23 protein-coding genes and 1 pseudogene are annotated in these 22,706 nt (G+C 59.1%); 22 read left to right on the forward strand and 2 right to left on the reverse strand.

The genetic code is table 11. From position 1 onward, the window contains the following. The first annotated feature begins 543 nt into the window (after positions 1–543). The 22 genes and pseudogenes from EBB59_RS08515 to EBB59_RS08620 all read left to right on the forward strand — a co-directional run bounded on the left by EBB59_RS08515 (position 544) and on the right by EBB59_RS08620 (position 20,844). Entirely contained in the window at positions 544–927 is a 384-nt protein-coding gene (locus EBB59_RS08515; protein ID WP_122101736.1) for a hypothetical protein, read from the forward strand. Between the two features lie 57 nt (positions 928–984). Beyond that, positions 985–1,875, forward strand: coding sequence for a VirB8 family type IV secretion system protein (locus EBB59_RS08520; RefSeq protein WP_122101737.1), 891 nt, complete (start codon positions 985–987; stop codon positions 1,873–1,875). A gap of 23 nt (positions 1,876–1,898) precedes the next feature. After that, a complete protein-coding gene (locus EBB59_RS08525) occupies positions 1,899–2,642 on the forward strand; it encodes a TrbG/VirB9 family P-type conjugative transfer protein (protein ID WP_122101815.1) in 744 nt (247 codons plus the stop codon). Next, entirely contained in the window at positions 2,639–3,841 is a 1,203-nt protein-coding gene (locus EBB59_RS08530; RefSeq protein ID WP_245979193.1) for a TraB/TrbI/VirB10 family type IV secretion system protein, read from the forward strand. The genes EBB59_RS08525 and EBB59_RS08530 overlap by 4 nt, the downstream gene beginning before the upstream one ends. Positions 3,842–3,859: 18 nt before the next feature. Further along, the gene (virB11, locus tag EBB59_RS08535; protein ID WP_122101738.1) at positions 3,860–4,894 is read left to right on the forward strand and encodes a P-type DNA transfer ATPase VirB11; all 1,035 of its coding nucleotides are present in this window, start codon (positions 3,860–3,862) and stop codon (positions 4,892–4,894) included. 116 nt (positions 4,895–5,010) lie between these two features. Continuing rightward, positions 5,011–5,754: a lytic transglycosylase domain-containing protein gene (locus EBB59_RS08540; protein ID WP_211327721.1), complete on the forward strand. Its 744-nt coding sequence runs from the start codon at positions 5,011–5,013 to the stop codon at positions 5,752–5,754. Positions 5,755–5,785: 31 nt separating this feature from the next. Then, on the forward strand, positions 5,786–6,202 hold the full coding sequence (locus EBB59_RS08545; RefSeq protein WP_122101739.1) for a TrbC/VirB2 family protein: 417 nt from the start codon (positions 5,786–5,788) through the stop codon (positions 6,200–6,202). Beyond that, positions 6,195–6,506, forward strand: coding sequence for a VirB3 family type IV secretion system protein (locus tag EBB59_RS08550; RefSeq protein WP_122101740.1), 312 nt, complete (start codon positions 6,195–6,197; stop codon positions 6,504–6,506). Before EBB59_RS08545 ends, EBB59_RS08550 begins: the two co-directional genes overlap by 8 nt. 37 nt (positions 6,507–6,543) lie before the next feature. Then, the gene (locus tag EBB59_RS08555; RefSeq protein WP_122101741.1) at positions 6,544–9,015 is read left to right on the forward strand and encodes a VirB4 family type IV secretion/conjugal transfer ATPase; all 2,472 of its coding nucleotides are present in this window, start codon (positions 6,544–6,546) and stop codon (positions 9,013–9,015) included. A gap of 26 nt (positions 9,016–9,041) precedes the next feature. After that, a complete protein-coding gene (locus EBB59_RS08560; protein ID WP_122101742.1) occupies positions 9,042–9,839 on the forward strand; it encodes a hypothetical protein in 798 nt (265 codons plus the stop codon). A 26-nt stretch (positions 9,840–9,865) separates the two neighbouring features. Next, positions 9,866–10,942, forward strand: coding sequence for a TrbL/VirB6 family protein (locus tag EBB59_RS08565; RefSeq protein ID WP_122101743.1), 1,077 nt, complete (start codon positions 9,866–9,868; stop codon positions 10,940–10,942). A 16-nt stretch (positions 10,943–10,958) separates the two neighbouring features. Next, complete coding sequence (locus tag EBB59_RS14560; protein WP_158601754.1) at positions 10,959–11,456, forward strand: DUF4189 domain-containing protein; 498 nt, start codon at positions 10,959–10,961, stop codon at positions 11,454–11,456. Between the two features lie 283 nt (positions 11,457–11,739). Next, on the forward strand, positions 11,740–12,204 hold the full coding sequence (locus tag EBB59_RS14565; protein ID WP_425451818.1) for a DUF4189 domain-containing protein: 465 nt from the start codon (positions 11,740–11,742) through the stop codon (positions 12,202–12,204). A 303-nt stretch (positions 12,205–12,507) separates the two neighbouring features. Then, complete coding sequence (locus EBB59_RS14570; protein WP_122101746.1) at positions 12,508–13,014, forward strand: DUF4189 domain-containing protein; 507 nt, start codon at positions 12,508–12,510, stop codon at positions 13,012–13,014. 4 nt (positions 13,015–13,018) lie between these two features. Continuing rightward, positions 13,019–13,708, forward strand: coding sequence for a hypothetical protein (locus EBB59_RS08585; RefSeq protein ID WP_147455541.1), 690 nt, complete (start codon positions 13,019–13,021; stop codon positions 13,706–13,708). Between the two features lie 80 nt (positions 13,709–13,788). Beyond that, positions 13,789–14,988, forward strand: a complete 1,200-nt coding sequence (locus EBB59_RS08590) for a peptidoglycan-binding protein (RefSeq protein ID WP_122101748.1) — start codon at positions 13,789–13,791, stop codon at positions 14,986–14,988. Between the two features lie 59 nt (positions 14,989–15,047). After that, positions 15,048–15,371: pseudogene (locus EBB59_RS08595) on the forward strand (hypothetical protein); the annotation flags it as partial. A 26-nt stretch (positions 15,372–15,397) separates the two neighbouring features. After that, complete coding sequence (locus tag EBB59_RS08600) at positions 15,398–16,294, forward strand: hypothetical protein (protein ID WP_122101750.1); 897 nt, start codon at positions 15,398–15,400, stop codon at positions 16,292–16,294. A gap of 56 nt (positions 16,295–16,350) precedes the next feature. Next, positions 16,351–17,451 (forward strand): TrbL/VirB6 family protein, encoded by a 1,101-nt coding sequence (locus tag EBB59_RS08605; protein ID WP_122101751.1) that lies wholly within the window; start codon positions 16,351–16,353, stop codon positions 17,449–17,451. Beyond that, complete coding sequence (locus EBB59_RS14575; protein ID WP_122101752.1) at positions 17,448–17,954, forward strand: DUF4189 domain-containing protein; 507 nt, start codon at positions 17,448–17,450, stop codon at positions 17,952–17,954. The genes EBB59_RS08605 and EBB59_RS14575 overlap by 4 nt, the downstream gene beginning before the upstream one ends. A gap of 25 nt (positions 17,955–17,979) precedes the next feature. Then, positions 17,980–18,867, forward strand: coding sequence for a hypothetical protein (locus EBB59_RS08615; protein WP_147455542.1), 888 nt, complete (start codon positions 17,980–17,982; stop codon positions 18,865–18,867). Positions 18,868–18,906: 39 nt separating this feature from the next. Beyond that, positions 18,907–20,844 (forward strand): peptidoglycan-binding protein, encoded by a 1,938-nt coding sequence (locus EBB59_RS08620; RefSeq protein WP_245979195.1) that lies wholly within the window; start codon positions 18,907–18,909, stop codon positions 20,842–20,844. A 260-nt stretch (positions 20,845–21,104) separates the two neighbouring features. On the opposite strand, the gene EBB59_RS08625 is transcribed toward EBB59_RS08620, so the two are convergent. Continuing rightward, positions 21,105–21,971 (reverse strand): S1/P1 nuclease, encoded by an 867-nt coding sequence (locus EBB59_RS08625; protein ID WP_122101754.1) that lies wholly within the window; start codon positions 21,969–21,971, stop codon positions 21,105–21,107. Between the two features lie 52 nt (positions 21,972–22,023). Further along, complete coding sequence (locus EBB59_RS08630) at positions 22,024–22,662, reverse strand: OmpW/AlkL family protein (protein ID WP_122101755.1); 639 nt, start codon at positions 22,660–22,662, stop codon at positions 22,024–22,026. Positions 22,663–22,706: the final 44 nt, after the last annotated feature.

Raw genomic sequence — 22,706 nt, forward strand, 5'->3', positions numbered from 1 at the left:
TGGTGACGAAGGACGAAGTACACGTGCTGGGCGACGTGCCGGGGATGCGCGCGGACATCAGCCTGCGCGAGGCGCCGCCCAGCCAGCAAGAAAGCCAGCAGCAGTTGGAAGCGCACGCCCTGCAACAACAGATGCAACAGGCCCAGCAGCAGCGGGCGCAGGGGATGAGCGTGCATTGAAGCCGAAAGTGATGGCGGCAGGTTGCGTCGAAGTGTCGGAGGGCGGCATCGGTTCACGCAATTGCGACCCAGGCGATGGGTGGAACGAACATTGCATGTGCTGCCGGCGTGGTTGCTGGGTGTCTCGTACAAGGCCGGTTCCCACGTCGCCTGATCGTCGTATCACCCTGAAAACACGGTCATTTTGCGCGGTGGTGCGTACTTTTTTCCGATGGGGCCGGAGCATGGCCCGCACCTCTGGCCCTGGGGCAGGGCGGTACCGACTTGACCTCCCGTCGTTCATCTGTGGTAAAAATGCCTGAATGGATCAGTAGTCGAAATGAGCATACGCATGCCTCAGTACAGGATTGTATTCGTACCCGTCATGGTCGCATTGTCCTTGGCGGCCTGTGGTACCACGCCAGCGCCCGAATTCAATGGCAAGTGGCAGCCGGTCAACCGCTTCGCCAGCCAGACGCAGGCCATCCCCCTGCATGCCGCCTATACCTACTACGCCACCCCGCTGGATGCCACGCTGAAAGGGCTCCTGGCGCGCTGGGCGGAGAACACCGGCATGACCCTTTCCTATCAGTCGGGCAGCGATTACACGTTGCACCTGCCGGTCGCGGAAATCCGCACCACGTCGGCGGCCCAGGCGGCGGAAGCCCTGGACCGGATTTACGCCGCACAAGGGTTGCAGGTCGCACTTGAAGGCTCGGCCTTCGTGGTGCGGCCGCGTCCAGCCGCCGAGCCGGTGGAAACGCCCTGATCCGAACGGGCCGGTAGGCATTCGCCCAGGCCACCCACCTGAAATTCACGGATTGTCATGAAGCTGAAACGGAAATCTCCTTCGGAAAAGATCGATCAGAAAACCAGAAAGGCCGTGGATTTCGAGCTGACCGTCGCCGATATGGCGCGGCGCAGCGAGAAACGCGCCTGGCGCGTGGCCGGGGCCTCGCTGCTGATGTCTTTCGCGCTGGGCGGCGGCCTGTTCTATGTGATTCCGCACATGGAGAAGCGCGAGCCGTATCTCATCATGGCCGATGCCACCACTGGCACCGCCAGCATGGCCCGTCTGAACGAAAGTGGCGCCTTCGACCGGATGACGGCCAGCAAGGCGGTCAATCAGAGCAATGTCTCGCAATACGTGATCGCGCGGGAATCCTACGAACCCGGCGGCTGGATTTCCGACCGCGACAACCGCGTGATGTACACCATGTCGTCCGAGAAAGTTCGTAACGGCTACATGGCCGAGCGCAGCCGGGGCAATCCAAACAGCCTCTACAACAAATATGGCGGGCAGGCGGCGGTGCGCACCAAGATACTCAGCATCGTGCTGGCGGATGCGCAGCCTGGCCGCCCGCCGCCGGGCGCGGTGGTGCGCTTCCAGCGCCAGTTGTACGACGTGGCGACCGGTGCCATTCGTCCGCTGGACAACAAGATCGCCACGATGGAGTTCACCTACAGGCCGGAAATCGGGTTGAACGAGAAGGACAGTGTGGTCAATCCGCTGCGCTTCCACGTCACCAAGTACCGCGTGGATCAGGACTTCTCCACCTCGCTGGGCGAATTCCCTGTCAACGAAGCCGCCTATCCGCAGCAGCAGCCGTCCGCATCGGCGGCCGCCGATGCCGCGGTTGCCGCGCAAGAAGATGCGGCGGCGCCGGCTCGACCCCCCGCCCCCTCTCAATTGGAATCGCAACAGGAGCAGCGATGAAGCCCGCCATCCCAAGAAGCCTGATGCTGGGCATGTGCATCGCGGCATCCTTCTTTCATGCCGACCATGCGCAGGCGCAAGCGCAGGCCATCCAGGAATACCGGTACGAACCGGGCAGGATCTACCCGATCCGCACTGGCCTCGGCATCACCACGGCCATCGAACTCAGCCCCAACGAAAACGTGCTCGATTACAGCCTGGGCTTCAGCAGCGGCTGGGACGTGAGCCGGCGTGACAACGTGTTCTACCTGCGGCCGAAAAACGTCGACGTCGACACCAACATGATGGTGCGCACCGAAACCAACGCATACATTTTCGAACTGAAAGTGGTCGCCACTGACTGGCGGGCGCTGGAGCAGGCCAAGCAGGCCGGCGTGCAGTACAAGGTGGTGTTCAACTACCCGGCGGACGCGTCGTTCGCCGTGGTCAAGGAAGCGCCGAAGCCGGCCGAAGCCAGTACCGCGCTGGACCCGTCGCGCCTGTACAACTTCAATTACGACTATTCCACGCGCAGCAAGGCCTCCTGGCTGGTGCCGGTGAGCGTGTACGACGATGGTCGTTTCACCTACATCAAGATGAATGACATGCGCGGCATCCCGACCGGCAATTTCCCGGCGGTGTATGGCCGGGAAAGCAAGCGCAGCGAGGAGTTCCTGCTCAACACCACGGTTGAGGACAACACCATCATCGTGCATGGCATCCATCCTTATCTGCTGATCAGGCAGGGGAACAACGTCATCGGTCTGCGGCGAGGGAGCCACCAATGAGCAGCAACTATCCGCCCGAGTACTCCGCAAACGAGCAGAAATCCGATCAGGAAAACCGGCAGGAAGCATCGCAGGATGCGCAGAATCCCTACATGCGGGGCGAGCAGGGGGCGCAACAACCCAACCTCGACGAAGCCGCGCCCACGCTGACCGTCAACGAAGTACGTCAGTTGAACCGCAAGGCGCTGTTCTTCCTGGCGGGCATCGTGCTGATATTGCTGGCGATGGCGTTCTGGTTCATGAACTCACTGAGCAATCGTGAGCGGCAACCGGCCCAGGCCGCGGCGCCGGCGCCGGTCATCGAGACGCCGGATATGCCGGAGCAGCGCCCGGCCACGCCCGCGCAGCCGGTCGAGGTCGTGCGGAACCCCCCTCCGCCCTTGCCCGTGCTGCCTCCGAATGAGCCGAATTCTCCGGGGCCAGGCAGGCAGGAAGGGCCGGTCGGCCCGACGCTTATGGAACGGCGCATGACCAATGGCGAATTGCCGCCATCCGAGGGGATGGAGGGCGGCGGCGTTCCGGGGCGCCCCGACGGTGAAACTGCCGTTGCTGAAATCTCCAAGCCGAAGGCCCGCGCCAAGCGGCTGAACAACCCGGACACGCTGCTGGTGCGCGGCACCTATATCCGCTGCGTACTGGAAACCCGCCTCGTCACCGACTTGGCCGGCCCGGCTTCCTGCATCGTGTCCGAGCCGATCTACTCCATCAACGGTCGCCGCTTGCTGTTGCCGGTCGGTACCAAATTGCTGGGTAGCTACGGCGGGGGCGGCAATGCCGAGGGGCAGGCCCGTAACCGCGTGGCGGTGATCTGGGACCGCGCGATCACCCCCAACGGTCTCGATGTCACCATGTCCAGCCCGAGCATGGACAACCTGGGCGGCGTCGGCGTGCCTGGGCAGTACACCGCCCACTGGGCCAACCGGATCACCACGGCGGTGCTGGTGAGCCTGATCAGCGACGTGTTCAAGTATGCGGGCGAGAAGCATGGCCCCCGCAGTTCAGTCTACCTGCCGGGCGCCGGCGCGGTCATCGAGCAGCCCTACCAGAGCAATACCGCGCGCACCGTGCAGAATCTTGCCCAGCAGGCGGTGCAGGAAAGCGCGCTGCGTCGGCCCACCATTACCGTCAACCAGGGCAGCATGTTGAATGTCTACGTCTCGCAGGACGTGGATTTCACCGGCGCGCTGAGCGGACGCTGAGCCGGGAGAAAGGTTGCCATGGACGACGATCTATCGCCAGTGGCGAGGATTTCCAACGAATTCCTCGACTACCAATATGAAATCCTCGGCATTCTCGGATACCTGAATTCCGAGGACGTTACCGAGATTTGCATCAACCGCCCCGGCGAGCTGTACCTGGAAACCCGGGCCGGCTGGCGGAAGGTGGAAGTGCCCTCGCTTACTTTCGAGCGCGCGCGCCAGTTCTGTACCGCGGTGGTCAACGAGAGCAATACCGGGCAGCGCATCACCGATGCCGACCCGATGGTCTCGCTGACCTTCCCCACCGGGCAGCGTGCGCAGTTCGTGATCCCGCCGGCCTGCGACCCGGGCAAGGTCTCGATCACCATCCGTCTGCCGGCCCGGCACAACCGCACGTTGCAGCAGTACGAGGAAGACGGCTTCTTCGCCGAAATTCTCGAAGGCGCGGGCGGGTTGAGCGAACACGACAAGCATCTGCTGGCGCTGCGCAGTCAGCGCGATTACGGCGCGTTCTTTCGCCACGCGGTGGCCTATCGCAAGAACATCGTGGTCTCCGGCGCCACCGGCAGCGGCAAGACCACCTTCATGAAGTCGTTGGTCGATCACGTCTCCCTGGACGAGCGGCTCGTCACCATCGAGGATGCACGCGAACTGTTCATCCCGCACCAGAACGCCGTCCACCTGCTGTATTCCAAGGGCGGCCAGAGCAGCAGCAACATCACCGCGAAGAGCTGCATGGAAGCCTGCCTGCGCATGAAGCCAGACCGCATCATCCTGGCCGAGTTGCGCGGCGACGAGGCTTTCTACTTCATCCGCAACTGCGCCTCCGGGCACCCGGGATCGATCACCAGCTGCCATGCCGGCACCACCGACCAGACCTGGGACCAGATGGCGCTGATGGTCAAGGCTTCGCCAGAAGGCGCGGGCCTGGAGTTCTCCACCATCAAGCGGCTGTTGATGCTGACCATCGACATCGTGGTTCATATCAAGGCCCATGGTGGCCGGCGCTACATCACCGGCATCGATTTCACGCCCGACCGCAGCTTCGAGTGACCGTAGGCATGCTGGACAATGAATGGATCCCGTATTTGACTTGACAAGCTCATCATGAATAATCGATGCACAGGGCAGGATGCCTGCCTCGTAAGGAGATGGCGATGTTGCCCGGAATGGAACTGATGGGGTGCCAGATCGAAGTACCCGCTTCGGTGATGCACCACGTCGTCAAAGTCGAGTCCTCCTACAACCCCTACGCCATTGGGGTGGTGGGGGGCCGCTTGGTGCGCCAGCCCGGCAACCTGGCCGAGGCGGTGGCGACCGCCGAGATGCTGGAATCGCGTGGCTTCAACTTCTCCCTCGGGTTGGCCCAGGTCAACCGCTACAACCTGAACAAATACGGATTGGCCAGCTACGAAGCCGCCTTCCAGGTCTGTCCCAACCTCAGTGCCGGCGCGCGCATTCTGCGCGAATGCCATGGCCGTTCGGGCGGCCATTGGGGCAAGGCTTTCAGTTGCTACTACTCCGGCAATTTCACCACCGGCTACCGCCACGGCTATGTTCAGAAGGTCGAGGCGTCGATGCTGGCCATGCGTGGCCCCGAAACGCCTTCGTTGGCGATTCCGGTAATCACGCGCAATGGCGGCGCGGCGCGCGTCTCCGCATCGAGAACCCTATCGGCGCCGAACCGGCGCTCGCTACCCGCCGCCAGCACGGCCGCCGCGCTGATGCGGCGCAGGGCGAGCTTCGATGCCGCCACGCCCGAACCCGCCCCCGCCGCGCCGCCGGCCATCGCCCAGGCAACGGCCGGGGAAACGGCGCGGGCCCCCGCCGTGGCGGTTCCAACCCCGGCAACACCGCCCCCACAAAAGATCCCGCGAATGTCGAATAACGGGGATTCGGCATTCGTGTTTTAACCCTGCCCCTGAAACACAAGGAAACTTCGATATGAAAGTGAAAAACCTCAAGCCTCAACATGCCCACTGGAAGCGGATGGCCGGCCTTCTCCTGTTCGCGCTCGTACTGCTCCTGCCGGCGATGGCCATGGCACAGGCCTCCCCTGATGGTGGCGGTAGCAACCTTGGCGACGCCACCAACAAGATCTGCGGCGTGATGGGCAATGTCCACAGCATCCTCAAGGTGGCTTCGATCGTGATCGTGACCATCGCCATCATCTTCGCCGGCTACCAGATCGCCTTCGCCCACAAACGCATTTCCGATGTCGCCCCGATCCTGATCGGCGGCCTGCTCATCGGCGCGGCCGGCCAGCTTGCCGCGATGGTGATCGGCGCGGGCGACGACTTCAAGAAGAACTGCACGACCACCAGCTACATCGTGGTCGAAAGCCCGGTACGGAATGCGTAAACACATCCTCTTCCGAGGCTGCACCCGGCCCCCGATGTTTCTCGGGGTGCCTTACGTACCCTTCTTCATGGGGGCCGGGAGCGTACTGCTGTTCGCCATGTACAGCGGCAACCTGCTTTTCCTGGTCTTCGTGCCGGTCGTCATCTTCGTCATGCGGATGATGGCCAAGCGTGACGAACTGATATTCCGCCTCCTGGGGTTATGGATGATATTCCGTCTGCGTGCACGCAATCTTCGCGAGCACGACGGCCTGCTCGTCCTCAACCCCAACCCCTACCGCGACAAGCCCGCGCGGAAGGACTGATCGTTTCACATCTTGACGGGCCCCCTGGCAACCACGCATGTTCAATCCCGATACCTCCAGCAGCGAGTTCATCCCGTTCTCCACCCACGTCTCGCCGACGGTGGTGAAGACGACCGGAGGGGATTTTCTCGTGGCCTGGCAAATGGCGGGGCTGCCATTCGTCGGGCGCGAGGAATGGGAGCTGGAACACAAGCATTCGACGTTCAACCGGCTGCTGCAAACACTGCGCGCGCCGGATTTCGTGAACGTGGCGTTCTGGGTGCACGACGTCCGCCGCCGCCGCCGCATCGGGGGCGGCGGTCGCTTCCGCCAAGCCTTCAACCAGCGGATGTCGGACGAGTACTTCGAAGCGCTGTCCTCGAAGAAACTCATGCAGAACGAGCTGTACCTTACCCTGCTCTACCGGCCCATGCCGGATAGCCGTCACCTGCGGGAGAAGACCGGCGACCTGGGCCGGCTGGAGGCCGAGCAGAAGGAAGCGATCAGCCGCATCCAGGAACTCGCCGCCAACGTGGAGGCGGTACTGAAGGAATACGCCCCCTACCGCCTGGGGATGTACGAAGCCTCGAACGGGATCGTGTTCTCGGAAGTGCTGGAACTCTACGGCTACCTGCTCAACCGCATCGACGAACCAGTGCCGGTGCTCGACGCGCCCGTCAAGGACTACCTGCCGGTGAGCCGGCAGATGTTCTCGACCAAGACCGGCGATTACATCGTCAACACCCCGGCAGGGAAGAACCACTTCGGGGCGATCCTGAACGTCAAGGAATACCCGGAAGGCACCTATCCGGGGATTCTCAACGGCCTGAAATACCTGGATTTCGAGTACGTCATCACCCACTCGTTCAGCCCGAAAGGCCGCCACGAAGCGCTGAAGGCGCTGGAACGCACGAAGGGGATGATGATCTCCTCGGGCGACAAAGCCGTCAGCCAAATCGCCGAACTGGACGTGGCGATGGATCAACTGGCCTCGGGCAACTTCGTGCTGGGGGAATACCACTTCATCCTGGCGCTGTACGCCGAGAGCCAGGAACAACTGGGCCAGCAAGTGGCGGCGGCGCGGGCGGAACTGGCCAACGCCGGGTTCGTGTCGTCAAAGGAGAACATGGCGGTGGCCGCGTCGTTCTTCTCGCAGTTTCCGGGCAACTGGAAATACCGCACCCGCCTGGCGAACGTAAGCTCGCTGAACTTCCTGGGCCTCTCGCCGCTGCACAACTTCGCCGGCGGCAAGCGGGACAACAACCCGTGGGGCGAATGCGTCACCACGCTACAGACGACCAACGGCCAACCGTACTACTTCAACTTCCACGCCACCCTGGCGGGCGAGAACTCGCTGGGCGAGAAAGCCATCGGCAACACGATGGTGATCGGCAAATCGGGCACCGGCAAGACCGCGCTGATCAACTTCCTGTTGAGCCAGGTGCAGAAGTTCGACCCGGTGCCGACGATCTTCTTCTTCGACAAGGATCGCGGCGCGGAGATTTTCGTGCGCGCCTGCGGCGGCAACTACCTGGCGCTGGAAAGCGGCCAGCCGACGGGCTTCAACCCGTTCCAGTGCGAACACAGCGAAAGCAACGTGCAGTTTCTGTCGGAACTGGTGAAAGTGCTGGCGGGCAAACCCGTGTACACCGCGCGCGAAGAAGACGACATCCACCGGGCGGTGGAATCGATGCTGGACATGCCGGTGCGCCTGCGCAGCCTGTCGAACTTTCAGAAGAACCTGCCCAACATGGGCGACGACGGCCTGTACGCGCGTCTTCGCAAATGGACGCAAGGCAACTCGCTGGGCTGGGTGTTCGACAACCCCGAGGACACGATCGATCTGCACAAGGCGCCGATCATCGGTTTTGACTACACCGACATCATCGAACACCCCGAAGTGCGCGTGCCGGTGATCAACTATCTGCTGCACCGCCTGGAATCGCTGATCGACGGCCGCCCGCTGATCTACGTGATGGACGAGTTCTGGAAGATTCTGGAAGGCAAGGGCGGGCTGAAGGAGTTCGCCAAGAACAAGCAGAAGACGATCCGGAAACAGAACGGGTTGGGGATCTTTGCGACCCAGAGCCCCGAGGACGCGCTACAGAGCGACATTTCGGCGGCGCTGATCGAACAGACCGCGACGCTGATCCTGCTGCCCAACCCGAACGCGAGCCGGGAAGACTACGTGGAAGGTCTGAAGCTGAGCGACTCGGAGTTCAACGTGGTGAAGGAACTCGACGAACGCTCGCGCTGCTTTCTGGTGAAACAAGGCCACGCCTCCGCGGTCTGCCAACTGAACCTACGGGGCCTGGACGACTCGCTGGCGGTGATCTCGGCGAGCACGGACAACGTCGAGATACTGCATGCATTGTTGCGTGAGGAGTCGCAGCGGTGTGAGGTACCGATCGATCAATTGCGGCCGGAGCAGTGGCTGGAACGGTTCTACGCGGAACGCAAGGGCTCGGGGAAACAACGGTTGCGGGATGTCCAGCCAGCCTACGCGCGGCGGGCGAGCGACGCGGCATGACGACACAGACAAGGGAGGAGCGGGAGATGAACGAGCGGAACCAACAGGGCGCGCGGCGGCAAGGAACCGCGGCGCCGATTCAAGGGCGGCGGTGGGTGCGCGACAGCCTGTTCACGGTGCTGGGCATGACGATGGCGCTGAGCCTGTCGGCCTCGGCGGAGTGGCAGGTGCGGGACAAAGAAGCTCGCAGTCGATTAACGGAAATCCGCGACAGCCACAAAGTGGAAAGCGAGAGCGGCAAGAACGAGATCATGAAAGACCCCGGTGAGCTCAAAATGAAGGGGTACGACAACGAGGCGATCACCAACCTCGACAAGGGCCAGATCACAGCCAGTGGATTCAAGTCCGATTCGCGCTGTCAGGACCCAGGCGACAAAGGCGGCAAGACTCACCAGAGCCAGTACAAGATATGCCAGGAACTGGTGAGCACCGAACTGGCACAGTATCAATACTCACTGGAAATGTACGAGCGGGCCAAGAAGCGGCACGAGGATCTGGCCAAGCTGGAAGAGGAACGCAGTGGCCTGAAAGGCTACGAGGACTACGGCAAATTGCAGGCCAATACCAACAAGATGCTGGCGTTGCAGACCCAGCTACAGATCGATCATCTGCAAAACAAGAGCTACATGGATGCCTATGCCGCCCGTATCCAGTACTTGAAGGCGGCGGAAGTGAAGCTTGCGGATCGTGCGCTGAACGGTGACGCTAAAGGAAATAAGTCATTGCGTGACTGGGTGGTGGATGGAGCGGTTGAAGTAACCGCCGGGGTGGCATTGAAAGAAGCCCTTGGGGCCGTGCAGACCAAGCGAGTGCGGAATAATTAAGCAGTGGTGAGGAAGAGGATGTAACGATGGACAGTGTCGCGCAGTGGGCATTCTTCAAGCTGATTTTTGATTTCCTGGACAAGGAGATTGCGACTTTCCAGGACAATCTGCTGTTCAGCATGGGCAGTTGGGTGATGGGCATCATCATGCTGGTGGTGACGATGTGGATCATGTTCCAGGGCTACCTGATCGTGACGGGCCGCTCACGCGAACCGATGATGGCGCTGGTGACACACTCTCTGCGTGTGGTGCTGATCGTGTTCGCTGCGGGTGCGCTGACGGCGGGTAAGGATCAGGTGTACACGATGTTGAGCAGCGACGTGCCACGTCATGTGACCAAGCTGGTGACTGGCAAGGACAAGGATGCCTCGTCGATGATCGACGGCAATTTGGACAAGATGGCGGCGGCGTTTGCGTTGATTGACCTTCTGGCCCCCGGTGACAACGATCGGATCGCGGCGCAGAAGACGCGGGCGCTGTGGTTCACGGGCGTGGGCGTGGCGGGTCCGGCGGTGGTGGGAGGAGCGTTGCTGCTGGTGTACAAGGTGGCGCTGGCGTTGTTTATCGGCTTTGGTCCTTTGTTCATATTGAGTTTGTTGTCCAACAGTACCAAGCAGTTGTTCAGCAAGTGGCTGTACTATGGGATCGGCACGATGTTTTCGTTGGCGGTACTGGCTTTTATGGTAGCGGTGGCGATGAAGATGATCGCGGTGGTGGCAGGCGTGTTCATCTTGAAATACCAAGCGGCGGCGGCGTTGGGTACGGCCCAGGAGGGTATCAGCAGCCTGTCGTTGCAGCAGGGTGGTCTGGGGTTGATATTGACGATCATGCTGATTACCTGTCCGCCGATGGCGGCGATGTTCTTCCAGGGCATGCTGGGCAATGTATCGACGATGTACTCGCAGTTTGGCGTGACGGGTAAAGAGGGCCGTGATGCGGCGGGTAATCCTGTTGGAGGTGGGGGGTATAAGCCGGCAGGTCAAGAAGTAAATAATACTATGGAAGGTAAAGGGGAGGTGAAGAGTATGGCAACTCTAAATTATAATTCGGGTCTGGGGTATGGTGAAAATAAATCAACTTCCGATCAGATTAAGAATAAATAACTGTGAGTGTATAATAATGAGTACTCGTGCATTGTTATTAGTTCTGTTGTTGGGTAGCGCTTTTAGTACTCAAGCATCCCCGATTCCGTGTCCTCCTGGGTCTGTGCCTATTCCTGGGCAAGGACGTTGTGGTGCTCCAGCGGAGGCTTCGGCTATCAGGTCGTCCTCTGGTAAGGCTCCGTCTGCCCCCGTTCATTCAGAAATATGGGAAGATCGTTATGGGGCAATTGCTCAGGATTTTGATACTGGAGCCGGGGGTACCGCAGAAGATCAGAAGTCAAAAAGAGAGGCCGAGAGATTAGCCTTGCAGCGGTGTGGGACTGGTAATTGTAAAATAGTTTCGAGTATTAGAAATTCATGTCAAGCTGCGGCAGCAGGGGGCGGGGGGGTCGCTTTTGGAGCGGGCGGAGGCCAAGATATTGCTAAAAGGAATGCCCTCTTGAAATGCCAATCTGACGGATCCAAATGTATTATTAAATACAGTGACTGTAGCTTTCCTATTCGAGTGAGGTAGGTAAATAAACTTAGCCATGTTGATGGTCTATGGTCTCTCGGAAGGTTCAGGGGAAATGGAAATCAAAGACATCGTTCCAAAGGGGTGCAAACTAGTTTCAGCCAGAAAGGAGACCTCACAAGAATGGGCTGGGTGATGCTCTCTCGCTGGCCGAGGAGACGAACAAATCGCGATGGTAGCAGGTGTGTTCACTTTGAGGGAGGGAATGATGATGGTGTCCATCATTACAGCCAGGCTCAGAGAGGTAGAGGCCGTGAATAAAAGTTTTTTTTCTAAATGCTTGATGATTATTTCGCTTTTTTTTGCGTGCCAAGTAAAGGCTTGCCCCCCAGGGGCGGTACCTATTCCTGGACAAGGGCGCTGTGGTTCACCGGCAGAAGCTTCTGCTATAAGATCGTCTTCCAGTGCTGCTTCATCTGCCCCAGCGCGCACTGAAATTTGGGAGGATAGGTATGGTGCAATAGCCGAGGATCCCAGTGGGGATGGTGGCGGTGCTGTAGAAAATCAAAAAACAAAACGTGATGCGGAGAGGGGGGCTATTTCTAAGTGTGGTGGGGGGGGGTGCAAAGTTGTTTCGAGTATTAGAAATACATGTCAAGCGGTTGTTTATGGCGGTGGTGTGCGAGTTATTGGTTCTGGGAATACAGAAATTCTTGCAGTGAGTAAGGCTCTTTCTATTTGCAAGAGGGGTGGTCTTGAATGCGAGTCAAGATATGTGGGCTGTAGCCTCCCTGTGCGAGTGAGGTAAGTAAATTAACTATGCACTCTGATCACTTGTCCATCAATGGTGGCGATGTTCTTCCAGGGCATGCTGGGCAATGTATCGACGATGTACTCGCAGTTTGGCGTGACGGGTAAAGAGGGCCGTGATGCGGCGGGTAATCCTGTTGGAGGTGGGGGGTATAGGGCGCCGGATGGTTTCAAGGAAATAAGTGGTCCAACGAGTAATGGAAAAACTTCCGAAGGATTCAATGTTACTGGTAGTGCACGGGTTGGTTCACAAAGTGACTATTCAGGGGGGGTGACAAGATAAAGAAACTGGGAGAATGATATGAAGAAACCGTATTCAATCAATTTTCTGGCGATATTGTTTTTTCTTGGTGCGGCTTCCAATCAGGTGGCAGCTAGCCCTTGCCCACCTGGTTCTGTACCTATTCCTGGGGAGGGGCGTTGTGGTGCTCCGGCGGAGGCTTCAGCTATCAGGTCATCTTCAGGTTCCATTTCATCCGCTCCTATTCGTTCAGAAATTTGGGAGAACAGATTTGGTGCGGTCGCTTTGGGAGATGGAAAGGGTCTCGGTGGCGTGATAGAGGGAGCTAGGAGTGAACGCGAAGCGCGGCGGACTGCACTTTCTCGTTGCACTCAAGCACGATGTGAGGTTGTTTCATTGGTTCGAAATGGCTGTCAAGCTGTGGCATCCAGTAACATTGGGAGTGGTTATGGACGCGCGGAAAGTGAGCGAGATGCTGCTGATGAGGCAATGAAGAACTGTTTGGCACAAGGGGGGCAATGTAGCGTTGGATATAGCGGCTGTAGTCTCCCTGTCCGAGTGAGGTAAGCAAATGAACTATGTTCTACATCTAACCATGTTGCTGGCCTGTAGTTTCCTCACATCCTGCAAGGACTCTACATCTGCAAGTCAAGTCAATAAAGCAGGAAATGTGACTGCAAGTGCCAATGCCTTGGCTGCGCAAGATGTGGAGGTAATCCCTCCCCCCACCCACTCGGAAGGTTCAGGGAAAATGGAAATCAAAGACATCGTTCCAGAGGGCTACAAATTGGTTTCCAGTCAAAAAGGAGACCTCAACAAGAATGGGTTGGATGATGCCCTGGTGCTGGTCGAGGAAGTGGGCAATACGAGTATGGTGCTGGGGCAGGGGGCCAAGCGTAAGCTTCTAGTCGTCGTTGCCAATGCTGCTGGAGGATACGAACTCGCGCGGAGTAATGACAAAATCGTGCCCTGCAATACCTGTGGTGGTGTCTCGGGCGACCCCTTCGGGTACATGAAAATAGATGCGCCGGGTATTTTCCGCCTTGTGGTGGAAGGTGGCTCCCGGGAGCGTTGGTCGTTCGAATACCTGTTTTCCTTCGATACTCAGAAGCAGGATTGGATTGCCGAAAAGATTGAAATGGAAACAGTGGACGAGCAGGATGGTCGCGTAGTCAACAAGACATTGACAGGTGCTGAAATCCCGGAGCGGCGTTTTGAAACGATTGATCCCGAAAAGCTTGTTCAGCCTGTCATTGAATAATCGATCGAGTATTGGTTGGGAGTGGTAAGGCCCGTTCAAATCAGGCGTGTGGGCAGCGCCATCACAATCAGGAGTTAGACATGAGCAAAGATCGTGAACAAGGATTGTTGGCGACAGCGGTCGCCAATGGCATCACCTCGCCAAGAGAACTGGCGAACTTCATGGCTCAGGTTGGGCATGAATCCAGTGGGTTGAACAGGCTTGAAGAAAGCTTCCGATACACTCGTAGTGTTGATCAAATACCAGTGAAGTCGGCCTTTCGGGAAGGTCGCTCCGCACTTGAGTCGGCGCGCTTGGAAGCGATGAATGGAAAGCCGGAAAAATTAGCCGAACTGATGTATGGCGGTCGCATGGGCAATGATGAGCCCGGTGACGGTTATTTGTATCGGGGGCGTGGCTATATTCAGTTGACAGGCAAGGATAATTACCGGAAGGCAGGTGAAGCCTTGGGTATTGATTTTGTCGGCAGCCCGGACTTGGCCGCTCAGCCAGAGAACGCGGAAAAGATTGCAGTGTGGTATTGGAAAACCCGGGTGCCGGAGGCGTCGCGTGAAGACGTTCGGGTGGCCACGCGTGCAATCAATGGCGGGCTGAACGGTCTTGCCGACCGGGAGCAACGCTTCGGGCGTTGGGAAAAAGCGATCACGGCGGAGCGTATCGAACAGATCAAGGAAGGTCGCTTGGGTCAGTCCATCGAAATGTCACCTGCTGCTAGCAAGAGTACGCGGCAGTCTGCCGAACCGACAGCAATGGATGCCCGCGCGGTACAAGCCAGCCTCGCTACTCTCGGCTACTTAGGCAAAGACGGCAAGCCCCTGGCCCAGGATGGTATTCAAGGCCAAAACACCGAGCACGCAGTCCGCATCTTCCAGCAGTCCCATGGCCTGTCAGTGGACGGCACCGTGGGCCCGCAGACTTTGAAGGCGCTGGAGCACGCCAAGGCCCATCCGTTCGTCACCGAGGTCAACCATCCGAATCACATGCTGTACAGGGCCATTGCCGAACGACTACCGCCGGGTACCGACCCGAGGGTGACGGCCAACGTCACCTTGCAGGCCATGGAAAATGGTGTTGACCATCCCAGCAAGCTGCGTGAGGTGTTGGTCAACGGCAATGACGTGTGGGTACTGAGCACCAGCCCCGACCCGGCCCAGCGCGCCCGAGTGGACTTGCAAGCCCCGACGCCTGACATGCAATCGATGAGCGATCACATGGCGAAGCAATCGGCCGAGCAACAGCTCGAACAGCAACGGGCGCAGCAGATGAACGTGCCGCGCTGATTTTTTCCACCGGTATCGTGATATGTTCGGAGGCTCCGCCTCAGGGGCCTTCGTCGTTGAACAAGCAAAAGACGATTCGGAAACAGAAGGGCCTGGGAATATTTGCGATCCAACGCCCGAGCAAGGGCCACGCCTCCGCGGTCTGCCAACTGAACCTACGGGGCCTGGACGACTCGCTGGCGGTGATCTCGGCGAGCACGGACAACGTCGAGATACTGCATGCATTGTTGCGTGAGGAGTCGCAGCGGCGTGAGGTACCGATCGATCAATTGCGGCCGGAGCAGTGGCTGGAACGGTTCTACGCGGAACGCAAGGGCTCGGGGAAACAACGGTTGCGGGATGTCCAGCCAGCCTACGCGCGGCGGGCGAGCGACGCGGCATGACGACACAGACAAGGGAGGAGCGGGAGATGAACGAGCGGAACCAACAGGGCGCGCGGCGGCAAGGAACCGCGGCGCCGATTCAAGGGCGGCGGTGGGTGCGTGACAGCCTGTTCACGGTGCTGGGCATGACGATGGCGCTGAGCCTGTCGGCCTCGGCGGAGTGGCAGGTGCAGGACGAGGGCACGCGCAACAAATTGGACACCGCCAACAAACACCTGGAACGGATCGAACAGGTCGGCTCGGGCAGCTACCAGAGCGATGCCGAAGCGGGCTCGGCCCAGGGGCAGTACAAAGCACCTGAAGTGGCCTTCGAGTCCAAGAACATCAAGATCGACGTGGCCCCGAAACCCAAAAGCCCGCTCGGGGTCGGCACCGCGTCGGGCCTGAAGATCTCGGCGGTGGATATGAACATCGACATGCGCTGCTCAAAGCCCTCGCCGCCCAGCGAAGGCATCTCCGAGGATCTGAAGAACAAACTGAAGGATAAGTTGAAGGAGAAGCTGACCGGCGGCGCGCAGTCGATCGCCGACCAGCAATTCCAGGTATGCCGGGAAATCGTGGAAACCCAGCAGGCACGCTTCAAGTACAACGTGATGATGAGCGAACTGGCGGCCAAGCGCTACGAACGGCTGAAGGAGTTGCAGCAGGCCCGCGGCAAAATCGATGGTAATGCTGTGGGCCTGTTGCAGGACAACACCAACGCGATCCTGGGCCTGATCGCACAGACCCATATCGACCAGCAGCAGCGGGCGGCCTACAACGACATCTATGAATCGCGTCTGGTGTACCTGGAAGGGGTGCAGCAACGGCTGAGCCAGCGGACGTTGGATGGCAAGCCGAACGTGGCGGTGGAACTGATTGCGATGGCCGGTCTGGCGGCTTCGCTGGGTGTCGATCCGACCAAGGTGATCCCGAAACTTTGAAGGGAGCAGACCGGTGCGGGCAGCAGGACGGAAGCCAATGAAAATGGGGTGGTGTGATGGGTGATGTAGGGCAGTGGGTACTTTTTCGGATCATCTTTCTGCATCTGGACGAGCAGATTGGGGTGATGCGCAACAACATGATGGGCGGGTTCATCCAGTGGGCATTGCTGCTGCTGACGACGCTCGTGACGATCTGGATCATCTTCCAGGGCTGGCTGATCGTGACGGGCCGCTCACGCGAACCGATGATGGCGCTGGTGACGAATGCGCTTCGGATTGGCCTGGTGTCGATGTTGGCGATGGCGTTCTCGTACAAGAGCACGGAGCTGAGCGATCTGTTGAGCACGACCATGCCGCGTGCGGTGATGGGGGTGGTGACGGGTGGCGAGAACGACCCGGCGGAGAAGATCGACAAGAACTTCGCATTGATGGGGGCGACGTTTGCGGTGATGAACGCGGCGGCGGCATCGAGCGGCGGCCGGGATGGTCTTCTGGATCAGGTGAAGCAGGCAACGACGATGAGCGCGGTGGGGACGGCGGGCCCGGCGGTGGTGGGCGGGGCGATATTGCTGGCGTACAAGGTGGCGCTGGGGCTGTTCGTGGGGTTTGGCCCGTTGTTTATCCTGTGTTTGATATTTCCATCGACCAAGCAGCTATTCTCGAAGTGGCTGTATTACGGGATAGGGACGACGTTTTCGTTGGCGGTGCTGGCGTTCATGGTGGGCGTGGCGACCAATCTGGTGTTGAAGGTGGGCGTGGTGATGCTGGGCAAATACGTATTGTTGATGCAGGGAACTGGCGCATCGGACGGATTGAACACGATAGCGATGCAGCAGGGCGGATTGGGCTTGATACTGACGATACTGCTGATCACCTGCCCGCCGATGGCGGCGATGTTCTTCCAGGGCACGCTGGGCCAGGTGGCGACGATGTACTCGCAGTTTGGCGTGGGCGCGGGCCAAGCGCGGGACGCGGCGGGTAATCCGGCTGGCGGGTATAGGCCGGCGGATAACCGCTTGGATTATGGAAGAGGAGAGTCAACGGGCTCCTCCACACAACCTGTTATAAATTCTGCTCGTGTTACAACAGTGGAGGGGGGGCAGAACTCCACTGGAAACATGAAGTCAGTTGGTGATTCGAAGGGTAATGCAAGATGAGTAAGAACAGGGTGTTAATTACTTTTGTCTGTTTGCTCCCTATTTCAGGGCTGTCTCAGTCTTCTCCATCTGGCCCATGCCCTCCAGGTGCTGTACCTATTCCTGGGCAGGGGCGTTGCGGCTCGCCAGCGGAGGCGGCGGCAATCAATAAAAGTGGCAGTGGAAGTTCTGCGCCGGCATATACTGAAGTATGGGAAAATCGTTTTGGTGCGGTGGCAATTGATTATTCAAGTGGAAAAGGAGGGGCTGTTGAGGATCAAAAAAACTTATCGGGCGCTAGAAGGTTGGCGCTCAATCGATGCGGTTTATCAACCTGTAAAATTGTAGCAAGTATTAGAAATGGATGTCAGTCCACGGCATGGGGGGGAGGGGTGGCAACTGTGGGTTATGGGGATTCGGAGCAAGAAGCTACTGAAGATGCTTTGTCCAGATGTGTGGCAAAAGGGGGGGGGCAATGTAAGCCGACCTATGCTGGATGCAGCCTCCCCGTCCGAGTAAGATAATCTCATGATCCTTGGTAGGAAATTAATGATTGTCATCATTGGGATTGGCCTGTCGGGCTGTAATCCCCATGCGGATCAATCGGTCAATGGGAGCGATTCTTCCGGAAAACCTGGAAGTGAAAAATCACAAGGAACGAAAATGACGGATGCCAAGTCGCCCAGATGCGAGTCCGAACTGCCGCCATCGGCTGATTCTGTTTTATACATGATTTATGGCATTGATGGCGATGGCGCAGTTTCGTATCCGATACAGAACGGTAGTGTCGCCACGTATTGGTATGGGCATGAGTTCGAGCTGGCAGGAAAGCGGTTCTTTACCGGGCTTGCCTACGATACGCCGGAGAAATACGGAAACGACGCTGAAGAAGCGTATCCAGATCCGGCCGCCCAGGTGACATTGACGCAGGCGACGTTCGAGCTGACCCAGCCGGGTACGGACAAGCCTTGGTCGTTCTGGGGTGCGCAGCGCTCGGTCGGTCGCTTTGGTGGTTATGAGCGGGCCGACGAGATCGACAAAACCCGTCAATCGATGAGTCATATCACGGACGATCATGTTTTGGCGTTGGCGGTACCCACGCGTCGTTTCGAGGCGGGTGTGGTTACGACCGGCTACGCGATGTTTTCCTTCAGGCCGGTCAAATCGGATGTGGAAGAGGTCAAACCTTGGCGTTACTTGGGAACGGTCGTCACTGGTACGGACAATGCCGATGCTTGCGACGATGGGACGGTAATTGCTTGCGTCGCTAGTACTGGGGGAATGTCTTTCATCTCGCGTGGCGCTGCACTTCCTGATGTGGAAGTAACCCGAAAAGGGAAAGAGGTCGGCACGGATGGTGCCGTAAATGAGATTCCAGCAGGTTCAAAGCTGCGCTACCGTTTCGACCCCGCTACCGATGGATATGTAACCGAATAACCGATATTCAAATCGTTGGCCGAGAACAGATGACGCAGGATGCGTCCGGTTGACTCCCTGGCGGTGAATGCCGCTTTTATCAACCGGAGTAATGTCATGGTACGTGACTACAGTAAGACAGAGGTTCTCGATATCATAGAGCGTGAAGCGGCGGAACGGGGGATTCCTCGAGACGATTTTCTGCGCTTTGCTTATATCGAGACAGGCGGTAAATTCGATGAATTGGTCAGTCGTGGTCCAAATGGAGCCAAAGGACTTTTTCAATTCGTTCCAAGCACTGCTCAGCAGTACGGAATACGTGGCAAGGAGTTGGATGCCGTTGCCAATACGGACGCGGCGGCCCAGCTTTATCTGGACAACCAGCGGATAATCACGTCAAGACATTCCCGTACGGGCCAGCCTTATCTTTCCGGCAACCCGCAACCGGATGGACTGGATATGTACGTGGCGCATCAGCAGGGGGCGGGCGGCTATGCCTCTATTCAGGCGGCGCTGGCGACAGGTAATTTCAGTCGCGCGGACACCCGGAGTAACATCTTGAACAATGTGTCGGCGTCCGACATCGAGCGAGTGGCCGGTGTCCGTATGGCGGACTTTAAGGCGATGTCCGACCAGCAGATGGCGGAAACCTTTGTTGCCTACTGGGATGCCAAGTTCGACCGCATCCGCATTCCAGAAAAAGGCATTGAGCCATTGACGGCTGCCCGTGAACAGTCCGAGGCGGCATCCGTCGGACAGCCGCTAACTGCGCCAGGGCCGGGGATCAGCCTTTCCAGGGCCTATGAAATGGGCATTCAATACGATCACGTCCAATATGCGATTAACGTCCCCGGGCATAGGTTGTACCGCGCGGGCGTGGATGGCAAGCACCTTGATCAGGGGTATATAGACTGTTCTGGTTGGGTAAGCGCGCTTCAGAACGAGACCATGGCGGAAATCAACCGGAAAGCGGGTCGAGAAGTGTTTGGTCGTGAGGATTTGTTCAATCCCGGGCTTTCTGGTTCCGGCACGATCGTCAAGAGGGCATTCGAAAACTCCGGCGTGCTTCTGGAGGGCGATGCGTTACGCGGGCCCGGCGCATTGAAGGAAGGCATGGTGATCGGTATCGATACCGGTGGAACCAAGCATGACCACTGGAAAGGTATCGATCACATCGTGATGGTGGTCAAGGACCCGGCGACGGGTGAATTGATGGCAAGCCAGTCCACAGGTAAGAAGGGGGTGCATATGATGCCGCTCGATGACTATCTGGCGGGTGCCAAGGGCAAGATGTACGCATCGGACCCCTTGGCCAAGGCGCGTCCCTTATTGCAGAGCCAGGCGTTGGGGCTTGACCAGTCACAACAAGTGCAGGAAGCACAAGCCCGGCAGGCATCAGATGGCAGTTCTGCTGGGATAGGGAAAGCGGATGGGCGTGGTGTGCAATCAGGAATTGCCAACAAAGCGGAAGCGATAAAAGAAACGCAAGCTGCACTTGCAGCCCTCGGCTACTTAGGCAAAGACGGCAAACCCCTGGCCCAGGATGGCATCCAAGGCCAAAACACCGAGCACGCAGTCCGCATCTTCCAGCAGTCCCATGGCCTGTCGGTGGACGGCACCGTGGGCCCGCAGACTCTGAAGGCTTTGGAGCACGCCAAGGCCTATCCGTTCGTCACAGAGGTCAACCATCCAAATCACACGCTGTACAGGGACATCGCAGAACGACTCCCCCCAGGTACCGACCCAAGGGTGACGGCCAACGTCACCTTGCAGGCCATGGAAAATGGCGTTGACCATCCCAGCAAGCTGCGTGAGGTGTTGGTCAATGGCAATGACGTGTGGGTACTGAGCACCAGCCCAGATCCGGCCCAGCGCGCCCGAGTGGACTTGCAAGCCCCGACGCCGGACATGCAATCGATGAGCGATCACATGGCGAAACAGTCGGCCGAGCAACAGCTCGAACAGCAGCGGGCACAGCAGATGAACGTGCCGCGCTGATTTTTTCCACCGGTATCGTGATACGTTCGAAGGCTCCACTCAGGGGCCTTCGTCGTTTCCAGAGTTTGACGGCCCCCCCTGGCAACCACGCATGTTCAATCCCGATACCTCCAGCAGCGAGTTCGTCGCGTTCTCCACCCACCTCTTACTGACAGCGTTGAAGGCGCTTTCGTCATATTCAATGTCTGTTTCTCCGTAAGTCCGGGGGACGATGGCGGCAAGCCGGGCCTTGGATGATTTCGTATAGGGGCGAGGCGCGTTCAGCGGGGTGCGAGTGCCTTGTTGAGCAGTTGTGCCAGGCGGTGGGCGGCTTGTTGGATGCGGCGTTCGGCGAGGGGGCGCATGGCGTCGGGGTAATGCCGCTGCATCTTGTGGGTGCCGGGATAAATACCCCAGGCATCGATCAAGCGGCAGGATTCTTCGGCCCAGGCGATGGGGGTTGCCGTAATGGTGGCTTGCGGGGGCCAGCCATCGCGGTGACGCAGGAGGTGGGTGTAGTCGTGTGTGGAGAGGCGACGCTCGGCCAGTATGTAATAGTCCCAGACGGCGTGCAGATGGGTGCCCATCACACCATTGGCGTAGTTTTTCCGGGCGTGGGCTTCTGGTGGGATGTCGGTGCGCAGGCTGACCTGGAAACCGTTGCCGCCGGCATCGGGACGGTTGCCGGCGTGCAGCGGTTGGTGGATGTCGCCGGTGAAATGCACCACGAATTTCAATGCGTCGCGGCGCGCAGCGAGTGATTGGCCGCGGTCGGCCAGAATGCCGAGTTGTGTCTGGAGGGCGGCAATCACGCAGTTGCCGCCAGGGCAGTCGCGCTCGGGGAGGTAATCGCATTGCCCTTCGGGAAAGTTGACGTAATGCCAGCGCGAGGTGCGGCGGAACCGGGGGGCGTCGAGTTGGCGGAGTTGGTCGGCCCAATTGGCGACGCCGGCCAGTGTGGGGTCGCGTTCTCCGGCCAGGAGCCGGGCCGCTTCGGCGCGCGCGGCCGGGATCAATTCGGCTTCGGCCAGTTGTCCGACCAGACGGTGCCCTTGCGCGCCCCAGGCGAAGGCGGGGGCGGTGATGAGGGAAAGGGCGAGCGAAAGCCCGTATCGCCATGCTTCGAGGCGCGGGAATGAAAAAGCCATGCCGGTAAGGATACCGGCATGGCTTGGCGTTGCGTTGATGCGTGGTCTTCGATCAGAACTTGAAGACGTAGGAAGCGCCGTAGACCAGCGGGTCGATGTTGACGGTACCGATCGAGGCCTTGTTGAGCTTGACCTTGCTGTCGATGTCGATCTTGCGCACGTCGACGCGGATGGCGCCGTTACCGACCTTGAAGTCGACGCCGGCATGCAGGCCTAGGCCCCAGGAGTTGCCGAGCTTCAGTTCGGTGCCGGCCAGGCCACCCTTGGTCTTTTCACCGTAGAACCAAGTGTAGTTCACGCCGGCGCCGATGAACGGCTTGATGGTGGCTTCGGGCGCGCCGAAGTGGTATTGCAGGCTGAGGGTCGGCGGCAATTGGCTGGTGCTGCCGATCTTGCCGATGTTCATGCTGTCGGCGGTGGTGGTGGCGTTGATGTCGTGCTTGAACGGCAGCGCGGCGATCAGCTCGATGCCGAGGTTGTCGACGATGAAGTATTCGGCGGTGATGGTCGGACGCAGGGCGCTCTTGACCTGGATCTTGTAGGCGCCATCGGCCAGGAGGCCGTTGTTGGACTTGGGCGCGACCTGATGCAACCCGACGCCGAGGGTGAAATCGCCTTTCGACTGAGCCATGGCCGGGGCGGCCACGAACAGGGCGGCGGCGGCGGCGATGGGAGCGAGCTTGCGGATCATGAGATATCTCCTGCTTGGTGTGTATGTGTTCAGCGGGAGGCATC

Origin of the sequence: Solilutibacter pythonis (assembly GCF_003697345.1) — a bacterium.
In the GTDB taxonomy this organism is placed as follows: Bacteria; Pseudomonadota; Gammaproteobacteria; order Xanthomonadales; family Xanthomonadaceae; genus Solilutibacter; species Solilutibacter pythonis.